At 65.5% G+C, this 10190-nt stretch carries 9 protein-coding genes; 3 read left to right on the top strand and 6 right to left on the bottom strand.

Going from position 1 to position 10190, the window contains the following annotated elements; translation table 11 throughout:
* Positions 1 to 11: 11 nt before the first annotated feature.
* From DV733_RS11410 to DV733_RS11390, 5 genes are all read right to left on the bottom strand, one after another.
* A complete protein-coding gene (locus DV733_RS11410; RefSeq protein WP_049994576.1) occupies positions 12 to 3923 on the bottom strand; it encodes a PKD domain-containing protein in 3912 nt (1303 codons plus the stop codon).
* Positions 3924 to 4138: 215 nt separating this feature from the next.
* A complete protein-coding gene (locus DV733_RS11405) occupies positions 4139 to 4921 on the bottom strand; it encodes an SDR family oxidoreductase (RefSeq protein ID WP_049994577.1) in 783 nt (260 codons plus the stop codon).
* Between the two features lie 44 nt (positions 4922 to 4965).
* Positions 4966 to 5427, bottom strand: coding sequence for a Tfx family DNA-binding protein (locus tag DV733_RS11400; RefSeq protein WP_049994578.1), 462 nt, complete (start codon positions 5425 to 5427; stop codon positions 4966 to 4968).
* A gap of 6 nt (positions 5428 to 5433) precedes the next feature.
* Positions 5434 to 5877: a TRAM domain-containing protein gene (locus tag DV733_RS11395; RefSeq protein ID WP_049994579.1), complete on the bottom strand. Its 444-nt coding sequence runs from the start codon at positions 5875 to 5877 to the stop codon at positions 5434 to 5436.
* Positions 5878 to 5968: 91 nt separating this feature from the next.
* The gene (locus DV733_RS11390; protein WP_049994580.1) at positions 5969 to 6271 is read right to left on the bottom strand and encodes a hypothetical protein; all 303 of its coding nucleotides are present in this window, start codon (positions 6269 to 6271) and stop codon (positions 5969 to 5971) included.
* Positions 6272 to 6344: 73 nt separating this feature from the next.
* Between DV733_RS11390 and DV733_RS11385 the strand changes: the two genes are divergently transcribed.
* The 3 genes from DV733_RS11385 to DV733_RS11375 are packed head-to-tail and all read left to right on the top strand — an operon-like array spanning position 6345 to position 9201.
* Positions 6345 to 6863, top strand: a complete 519-nt coding sequence (locus DV733_RS11385) for a hypothetical protein (RefSeq protein ID WP_049994581.1) — start codon at positions 6345 to 6347, stop codon at positions 6861 to 6863.
* Between the two features lie 59 nt (positions 6864 to 6922).
* Entirely contained in the window at positions 6923 to 8077 is a 1155-nt protein-coding gene (locus DV733_RS11380) for a TrmB family transcriptional regulator (RefSeq protein ID WP_049994582.1), read from the top strand.
* A gap of 38 nt (positions 8078 to 8115) precedes the next feature.
* On the top strand, positions 8116 to 9201 hold the full coding sequence (locus tag DV733_RS11375; protein WP_049994583.1) for a CapA family protein: 1086 nt from the start codon (positions 8116 to 8118) through the stop codon (positions 9199 to 9201).
* A gap of 38 nt (positions 9202 to 9239) precedes the next feature.
* Here the strand turns inward: DV733_RS11375 and heR are convergent, their stop codons facing one another.
* Positions 9240 to 10013 (bottom strand): heliorhodopsin HeR, encoded by a 774-nt coding sequence (heR, locus tag DV733_RS11370; RefSeq protein WP_161569354.1) that lies wholly within the window; start codon positions 10011 to 10013, stop codon positions 9240 to 9242.
* Positions 10014 to 10190 lie beyond the last annotated feature (177 nt).

The following is a 10190-nucleotide window of genomic DNA, read 5'->3' as shown; positions in this document are numbered from 1 at the left end:
AGTGGGCGAGCTCATCGGCGGCCCTCCCGGGTCGACGACTCCGCCGACGGTCTCGTATCGCTCAGGTCGGCTCGGTTCTCCCGAACTGGCCGTTCGCGCTGGCTGCCCTGGACCTGTTGCTGGTCTTGCTTACGCTGTGTCTGCTGCTGATTCTGGGTCTCCCGAGGTGGATGTTCGTCCCTGGTTTCGCCGGCCTGGACAGTCGATTCCCGCTCGCTCCCCGTAACGTCCAGCGCCGGCCACGCCCGATAGACGACGGTCGGTCTTGGACCGGCTGGGCCGCGACTGTCGGTGTCGACGCTGTCGACGCTGGCCCGGAAACCCGTCTCGGTGATCCCGACGACAGAGAGTTCGTCCCGACCGACGATCGTCCCATCCGAGTCGGTCGCGAGCCACAGCCCGACTCGACCGTCGTCGTCGTGTTCCGGTGCGGCCGGCGCAGTCGCCGTCTCGGGATCGATCCCCGAGGAGGCCGGCCGCGCCGGTTCGAGCGGCTGGACGTCCGTCAGATCGGCCGCGTTCGCGGCACCCACGTTCCCGGCGGCCACGTTCGCCCCGCGAGTAGCGGCCGACAGGTCCCTGTCGGTCCCGCCGTCGGTCGAGGCTCGCGCCTGCCCGGCCTCTGCGGTAGCCGCAGAAACGCTGGTTCGATCCTCGGGCTGACCCGGCACGACCGCGTGGTGGAGGACGTACTGTCGCAGCCGGTCCCCGGTCGCAATCGCCGTCCCCTGAGACGCACCGAACGGGTGAGGGGTCGCCCCCGACGCGACCTCCTCGCCCAGCGGGGCGGGCGCGATCTGACACTCGATCATCGCGGGCTCGAACCCACAATCCACCGTTCGCGTCTCGCCCGGCCGCGGCAACGAGAACGTCCCCACTGCGGGTCGCAACGGCTCGCCCGCGAGCGCCAGATACGAGATTGGATGCCGGGCCGTCGAGCCCAGTTTGTGCGGACCGTTGTAGACCCGATCGTACTGCAGGCGAAGCGTCTGGCCCAGCGCCGTCGCTTTCGCGCTCGTCCGGCCCGCGAGATTGTCGCCGTCCTGATAGAGCAAGTGCAACGCCGCCGCGTCGTCGCCGACGCCAGCCACCGGGTGACCTGCACCCGGCCAGGCGCTGGACCCGGAGACGGCCTGTGAGAGAGTCGTCTCGTCCATCGACGAGTCCGGTGTCGGCTCGGCGACGGCGTGGCCGACCGAGAACCCGACGCCGCGGTCGGTCGTCCACAGCTGGTCGTCGTCGGAGACGGCCGCCGTCGTCGTCAGCGAGACGTGCTCGGCGTCGATCCCCAGGTCGATCGTCTGCGTTCCCGGTTCGGTCGGCGTCATCACGGTCCCGGTCTCGACGTCGACGTCCGATCCCGTCCGGAAGGCCTGATAGAGCACGCGAATCCCGCCGGCCAGCGGGTCGTCACCCGGCACCGAAACGTCCACCTCGAATCCGTCGCTAGTGGTGTCGGTGACCGCTGCGGTGACACGGCCGGGCGGGCCGTCGGCCTCGTGGCGGACGACCTGCAGCGCGAGGTCGTCGTCGGCCGCGCAGGTGGCCTGGTCGGTGGTGTGGGCGTCGTCGGCGACGGTCAGACACCGATTTTCGATCCCCTCGCTGGTCACGTGGGCGATCCCGCGCGACCAGCCCGCCGTCCGGTCGGTCGCGGCGTCGGTCCGCGCGCCGTTGACGGCGCTACAGAGGATCAAATCGGGCTCGAATCCGACCGGGACCGAGAGCAGCCCGGAGTCGGCGGGGATCTCGAACACGCCGGTTTCGTAGCGGGCGCCCTGCTGGGTACCGTGCGGGCGCGGCTTCGGTTTGGGCTTCGGTCGGCCACCAGCGGCTCCACCGCCGCCACCGCCGAAGAAGTAGTACGCGAGCCCGCCGAGCCCGAGTAGTCCGCCCCCGGCAGCCGGAATCGGCCACCACGGCGGGATCGGCAAGCCGCTCTCGTCGGGTTCCTCGACCGTGACGGTATCACACTCGGCGGTCTCCGGTTCCCTGAACGCCGGGTAGACCCTGACGACCGGCGCGTACTCGCCGGTCTCGTTGTAGCTCGTCGTTGCCGTGAATTCCTGGGTCTCGAAGCGGTCGTACTCGCCGTCGCCGTCGAAGTCGTAGTCGAGATACGAACCGTTCGCGGCTTCGACCCGGATCGTGACGTTCTCTCCCGGTTCGACCGACGTCGGTTCGACCGTACAGCGAACGGTCAGTTGGGGAGCGACGAGTTCGACGTCACGGGTCGTCCGGCCCGTCGCGCCATCGTCGTCGACGACCTGCAGGCCGACGTTTCGGAAGCCGGTCGTCGAGAACGTCCGTTCGACCTGGGGATCAGTCGTGGACTCCTCGTAGGTCCCGTCGCCGTTGAAGTCCCAGCGGTAGGTCTCGATCGAGCCGTCCGGATCCACGGAGTTCGAGGCGTCGAAGGTCATCGTCTCTCCTGCGACGCCCGGATCGGGACTGTAGGTGAACGACGCCTCCGGGGGTTCGTTCGGGGGTTCGACCGTGATCGTCGGGCACTCGACGGTATCCGACTGCCCGCGCTCGCCGTAGACGGTGATCACGGGCGTGTACTCGCCGGGTTCGTCGTAGCTGTGTTCGACGACGAACTCCGTGGCCTCAGGCCGTTCGTACTCGCCGTCACCGTCGAGGTCGTAGGCCAGATACGAACCGTTCTCGGAGGCACGCGCGTCGATCACGACCGTCTGGCCGGCCTCCACTGTCCGGGGTTCGACCGAACACCGCGCGACGACCGGCCGGACCACGGAGACGTCACGATACCGGATATCCGTGGCGTTTTCGTCGTCTTCGACCTGCAGGCCGACGAATCTGGACCCGGGTACGTCGAAGGTGTGTTCGACGACCGGCTCGTCGGTGGTCAGTTCGAACTGCTCGTCACCGTCCCAGTCCCAGCGGTAGGTCCCGATCGTCCCGTCGGGGTCCGAGGAGTTCGAGGCGTCGAAGGTCATCGACTCCCCGGCTATTCCGAGATTCGGACTCCAGGTGAACTCGGCGGTCGGCCGGGCGTTCGCGCGCTCGACAGTGATCGTCGGGCACTCGACGGTATCGCTCTTGCCGCCCGGGCCGTAGACGGTGATGACTGGCGTGTATTCGCCGGGCTCCGAATAGCTGTGGTTGACAGTGAATTCGACTGTCTCGGGGCGTGACGTCCCGTCCCCGAAGTCGTACCCGAGATACGAGGCGTTCTCCGAGGCGCTGGCGTCGATCGTCACGTTCTGGCCGACCACGACGGTCTGGGGTTCGACCGAACACCGGGCGATCACGGTGGCCTCAACGATCTCGACGTCGCGGTAGGTCGTCGAGTTGGACCCGCCGTCGTCTTCGACTGTGAGCCCGACGTTGCGAAAGCCGGTCTGGAAGAACGTCTCGTTGACGACCGGCGCGTCGGTCGTCTCGTCGATCAGTTCGTCGCCGTCCCAGTCCCAGTGGTAGGCGACGATCTCACCGTCCCCGTCCACTGAATTCGAGGCGTCGAACTCGACTGGCTGGCCCGCAACGCCCGGATCCGGGCGCCAGGTGAACGCCGCTGACGGAGGGCTGTTTACGTACACCTCTCCGCACTGATCGACGTCTCCAGTATCGTCCTGAGCCTGGGGTTGGTACGTTCCAGCCTCGGAGTACGTGACGTTCACGATGAAGTCCGTCTCGTCACCCCGTTCGTACTGGCCGTCACCCTCTTTGTCGAACTGGATAAAACTCGCATCTGAGTTGCTGGCGTCTAACGTGACTGTCTCGCCGATGTTCACCTCGGTCGGACTCGCCGTACACTCGGCGACGACGGTCGAACCAGCGGACTCGGCGTCAGTAGTATCTGTAGTCACGACAGCCGCGCTGACGGCGGTGCTCCCGAGGACGACCGCCACGAAGACGACCGTCACCAGTAGCCACGAGTGGGGTCGAAATTGCCCCATCTCAGGCACTTCCTGTCAAATAGGTGGATCCCATGTGTGCTCCCTCCGGCCACCCGTCCGACGGGCGACCGACGATGTGAAAGGTTGTGACAGGCTACCGCATAATATTACCTGAAGCTACATGTTTCCTGATATTAAAACGGCGAGAGATACCTACAAGTGTTTCCGGCTTCGTTGCAAAGAGACTACCTGTTCAATCTACAGGCGCGGTTCCGTCAACTTCGCGTCGATCCGCCGTCGATGGGGAGGCCAACGCCGGTGACGTAACTGGCGCGGTCGCTGGCGAGGAATGCGACGACGTCGCCGAGTTCCCGGGGATCGCCGATCCGGCCGAGCGGGACGTCGGTGGCCCAATCAGCGAGGCCCGCGTCGTAGGTGTCGTACTCGCCGCGCTCGACAGCGTCTTCGACGAGTTCCCGAATCCGGCTGGTTTCGTGTGCACCCGGGAGCACGGCGTTGACACGTACGGCAGGTGCGAACTCTCTAGATTGTGTCTTGACGAGTCCGATCACCGCGCGTCGAACGGCGTTCGAGAGCACGAGGTCGTCCAGCACCTCTCTGACCGACCGAGACGTAATCGCGGTGATGGTTCCGCCGCCGTCCTGAAGATGTGGAAGCGCTGCCCGGGTCGTCCAGACATAGCTCATCACGAGCAGGTCGTAGGCCTGGTACCAGTCTCGCTCGGTCGTCTCGACGAACGACCCACTGGCGGGTCCGCCCGCACTCGTGACGACGTGATCGAGGCCGTCGAAGCGCTCGACCGTGGTCTCGACGAACGCCTCGACTTCGTCGGGATCGGTGATGTCGGCCTCGACGGCGAGGACGTCGCCGTCGCCGACGGCCCGGAGTTCCTCGCGGGCGTCGTCGACGTGTTCGGGAGTCGTCCCACAGACGGCAACGTCACAGCCCGCACGCGCCAGCGCCTTCGCACTCGCGAGGCCGAGACCACTCGTAGCAGCGGTACAGAGCGCCGCGTCGTCCTGCAGTTGCAGATCCATACTCGGACGATGGAGCGGCGAGACAAAAAGCGCAGTCGTCTCCGCTAGTCGTCGCTGGTTCGCCGGACCCTGACCGTCCCGTCGGCGCTGACGCTGACGAGAATCTCCACCCTGATCTCGCGGCCCACGACCGCGTCGCCGGCGGCTTCACTCACCGTCGACAGCAGTTCCGGCGCCGTGTGTGGCACCTTCACACCGGCGTCGTCACAGGCCTCGAAGACGACGGGTGGCACGTCGTAGAGATCGGTCCCGGCTTCGACGTCGATCTGGACCGGGGCCCGAAGCGTCTCGGCGACGGCGATGGTCTCGCGAGCTTTCCGGACGTTCTCACGGGCGCTGGACTCGATACTCGCGACGTTGGCTCGTGAGGTTCCGAACTGCTCGGCGATGGCCGACTGGGTGAGCCCGCGCTCGCGAAGCGCCAGCACTTCGGCCTGCCGACGCGTCAGAATCGACGCCTCGGAATCGAATCCCGCCTGTTCGAGGATCGAATCGGCGTCAGTCACGGTCGACTAGCTGCCCCAGAAGTTGTCCCGGCTGCCCAGCCGTGGTCCGCGGTCGTCTTCGTCCTCGTCCGCGGCGTCGCGCTCGTCCTCGACGGTCTCTTCGGAGGTCGTCTCGGCCATCTCGAGTCGCTCGACCTCCTCGGCTTTGGCGTGGTTCGAGTGGACGTTCGTGATCTTGACTCGAGCGCGTGCCTCCGGGAGGACGCCGTCGACGAGCACGATGAACCCGTCGTCGGTTCGGCCGACGCCCGCGCCGCTCTCGTGGATGTCCTCGACGTCGACGACGACCTCTTCGCCCATCTTGACGGGCTGGGCTTTGAGTTCCTTGATCGGCTGGTTGTAGTGGTTGCACCACTCAGCTCCCCCGCGGTCGCCGTAGTGTTGACACCCCATCCCGGAGATACGCTCGGTGAATTCGGGGCAATCGTCGGCGAGTGGGCAGTCCGGCATCGTAGTTCGAATTACTCGGCACGGAAGTAAACGCTTGCGGGTTCGCAACGCCCCGATCGGAATGGTGACCGGCCACACGGCCGAAAATCGATCACTCGATGTCGTACTCGACGTCCTCGCCCGCGCCGTCGGGATCGATCGTCACCGCGTTGTCGGTCTCGACAACCGCCAGTCCATCCAGTTCGCAGAGTTCGCCCACAGCCGTCTGCGAGATCGAGACGACCAATGTCCCGAACCGGCGTCGATCCTCGACGCTCCCGCCGAGTGTCTCGACCCGCTTGGCGACCGAATCGACGCCCGGCTCGTAGTCGTCGTCGACCTCGACGAGCAAGGTGACAGATTCGTCTTCGAGTGGATCGTCGGCGATCGTACGGACTGCAGGCGAGACGTACATCGATCGAGAGGAGGTGCGCTCGACACCAAAACGTATCGAAACACTTGGGGTAGCTGCCAGTAAATGAACAGGTGTGTCGACCGTCCACTACAGCGAGCGCCAGTACTTCCGCCAGGACTGGCTGTGGGCCCTGCTACTCGTCGGGAGCGTCCCCGCCGCGCTGCTCGCCAGCGTCGCCGTCGCCGTCGACAGCGATCCCGGAACGAACGTCCCACTGGTGATCGGCGTCATTTTGTTCCTGGTGTTCTCGCCGCTGGTCCTGTTCTATTACGCGAACCTCCGAGTAGAAGTCAGAGACGACGGCCTCGCCCTGCGGCTGTGGCCGCTGCACCTGCGAGCGCGGACGATCCCCTGCGAGGAGATCGAATCGGTTCGACCGACTGAGATCTCGCCGATGGGTGAGTTCGGCGGTGTCGGAATCCGACTCAATCCGACGCTGTACCGGTGGGGGATCCGCTTCGACGGGCCGATCGGCTACATCGTCGCGGGCAAACGAGCAGTCAGGATCGAACGGGCCGGGGGACGGGAGATCGTTATCACGTCCACGGATCCGCACACACTCGCCAGTGCCCTCGAACGGGTCTGTCGGTGAAGAATAGTGGTGACGGAAGACCGCAACGATTAGGGTGATCGACCGGATTGGATGGGCGTATGGATACCGAGCGGCTCCGCACAGCGCTCGAAAACGCCGGCGTCACCCAGTACGAGGCCGACGCCTACGTCGCGCTGCTCGAACACGGTACGGCGACGGCCTCGGAGCTCGCCGAGGCCTCGGACGTCCCGCAGACGCGAATCTACGATGTCGTCCGTAGCCTCGCCGACCGTGGTTACGCCGAGACCTACCAGGAAGGCAGCCTCCAGGTCCGGGCAAACGACCCCGAGACAGTGATCGAAGATCTGGAGAGCTACGCCGACACCTTCCTCGACGCCGCCGAGGAGATCGACCAGCGCTGGAGCCAACCCGACGTCACCCACGCCACCATCAGCGTCGTCTCTCAGCCCCAGACCGTGCTCAGGCAGGCTCGCGAGTGGATCGAGTCGGCCGAACACGAGGTCGAGGTCAGCGCGACGCCCGCACAGTTCGAGCGCCTGCGAGACGCGATCTGTGCGGCCTTCGACCGGGGGGTCGTCGTCAAACTCACACTCACCAGAGAGGACGACGCGATCCCGCCGGCGAGCGACCTCGATCCCGAGATGGGCGAGCCCGGCGGTGCCGAATCCGACACCGACCGGCCGTTCGCGGACGTCCGCGAGCAGTTCGAGGGGTGTGTCACCGAGGTCCGCTATCGCGACATGGAGACGCAGTTTCTGGCCGTCGTCGACCGCGAGCACGCCGCGTTCGCCCCCGAGTCGACGCTCCCGGATTCGAGCCGCTACGGCGTGCTCGTCAACGACGCCTCGCTGTCGCGGGTGTTCTACTGGTTCTTCCAGACCGCGCTGTGGAACACCTGGGAGACCGTCTACTCGACTCGGTCGGAAGGGCTTCCGGCCACCTACTCGAACATCCGGGAGTGTCTCCATCACGTCACCCCACTCGTCCGAGACGGCGCGCGCGTCGTGCTCACCGTCGAGGGCGTCGACACCGAATCCGGGGAGTCGGTCGAACTGACCGGCGGGATCTCGAACCTCGTCTCCGCGGAGTACGACTTCGAGGTCGACGCGCCGCCGCTTGCGTCGTTCGTCCACCAGGCGACCATCTGGCTCGACGTCGACGACGAAACCTACACGATCGGCGGCTGGGGCTCGTACATGGAAGACGTCGAAGGCGAGCGCTTCACGGTCGAGTTAGTCGAAGCAGAGGACTGACCGAGGGCTTTTCTGACAGCCAGTCGACGAGACAGGCGATGCGGCGTAGTCGCCGAGCGGTACTGACCTCCGGTGCGGTCGCACTCGGAGGGTGTTCGATGCTGAGCGCACGACCGGACAGCCAGTTCGAACTCGGCCACAGCGTCGATGGGACGGCCCAGATTGGGTTCGTCGGCGACCTCCTGCTGGCCCGGTACGTCCAGGAGAAACATCGGTCGACGCCAGCCGCAGTGTGGGACGAGGTGCAGGGGCGGCTCGACGCGCTCGACACCGTCGTCGGCAACCTCGAATGTACGCTCACCACGCGAGGCGAGCCCTGGCCGGACAAGCAGTGGCGCTTCCGTGGCGACCCGGACTGGGCGACGACCGTCCTGAAGACCGGCAACGTCGGGGCCGTCAGTCTGGCCAACAACCACGTGATGGACTACGGGCCCGTCTCGGTACGAGACACGACGGGTGCTCTCGACGCCGCGGGAATTGCCCATGCCGGAGCAAGTGAGGACCAAGCGGCCGCGTTCGCGCCGAGGACGTTCGAGGCCGGGGGCCTGACCGTCGCACTGGTGAGTTACACCGACCGATTCCGCCCATTCGCTGCGGGACCGGACAGCGCCGGGACGTCGTACCTGAACATGGATCCGCGCGATCCGGCAACCCGCCACCGTGTCGAGCGTAGCCTCTCGCAGATTCCTCAGACCGTGGACCTCGTCGTGGCGTCGCTGCACTGGGGCCCAAACTACGAACCCAAGACCGACCGCCACCGCCGGTTCGGCCGGTGGCTCATCGACCGCGGCGTCGACGTCGTCCACGGCCACAGCGCCCACGAGATCGCCGGCATCGAAGTGTACGAGGAGCGGCCGATCCTGTACGATACGGGGACGTTCGTCTCTGACTTCACCGCCGTCGAGGGCCACCGCAACGACCTGACGTTCCTGTTCGAGGTGGTAGTCGACGACGGACTATCGGAGCTGCGGCTGCATCCGGTCGAAGTAGTCGAGAAGTCGGTGCGACCTGCGGGCGAGCGCGGTCGTGAGTGGTTGCGCGAGCGGGTTCGGTCGCGGTCAGCGCAGTTCCGGACGGAAGTACAGCGACGTCCGGACGAGGAGTGGTTCGTGGTGTCGCTTTGAGTGCTCGAGTGCCAGGACGGTGGCGATAGGGGGAGGTGCTACACTGGCGAGTTCACCGCGCCGAAGTAGACTTGCCAGGCCAATAGCGACTTGGCCACGAGGCTCAGCACGATGTACGCCCGTTCACCGTACAGGTAGTCCTGCCACTTCCAGACGCCGCGATACTGCAGCCACATATTGATCGCAAAGAGGTTGAACAGGACGAACAGCGAGACGTAAATCACGATCACAAAGTCCGGCGGGCTCCCGCCAGCGTTGAACGTGCGGACGATCGTAACCGCGATCACGATCCAGGGGACGACGCCGGCGATCGAACCGACGACGAACGAACTCCAGTCCGTTTTCTCGGTCAGCCGATTGTGCCGTTCCATCACGAGTCCACAGAGGTTCATCACTGCGACGAGACCGAACAGCGCGATCAGCGTGCCGAGATCCCAGACGCCCGCGAGCATGGCGATCAGGACGATCATCACCGACGCACTGACCGCGTACTCGTACCACCGGTAGGGGTTCATGCCCTCCTCGAGGTAGGCGACGTAACGGTCGTACAGAACCGTCGCGATCAGCGCGTGGGCGATTGCCGAGATGAACAGGAACGCAACCGCCAGATAGGCCAACTCGATCGTCCCGATCGACTCCATGACGGGTTCGAGTTGCTGACTCTCAGTATCGAACTCGAGACGCGTCGCGGTGATCGTCCACTCCCGCGACGAGCTCAAGTAGAGCATCAACGCACCCTGGACGAAGTGTAACGCGCCCATGACCGCGTTGAAACGCCGCAGGTTCCAGTCGTCAGGATTTGTCTTTCCCATGAGATATCTCTTCACAGGCATTTGATATCATAGTTTGGTACCCTGTTGCACAAGTAAACAGGCATACAGCGACCACGGGACCGGCAAATGATCCAGATGAGACTCCCAGAAGCGCTTCGCGAGCCACTCCTCGCAAAAACGTGGGGAAAAAGGCCGGACGCTCCCGACGGTCGCGTC

Origin of the sequence: Halapricum salinum, from assembly GCF_004799665.1 — an archaeon.
GTDB classification, from domain to species: Archaea; Halobacteriota; Halobacteria; order Halobacteriales; family Haloarculaceae; genus Halapricum; species Halapricum salinum.
The sequence above is the reverse complement of the archived record's forward strand: the minus strand, read 5'-3'. Positions and strand labels throughout refer to the sequence as shown.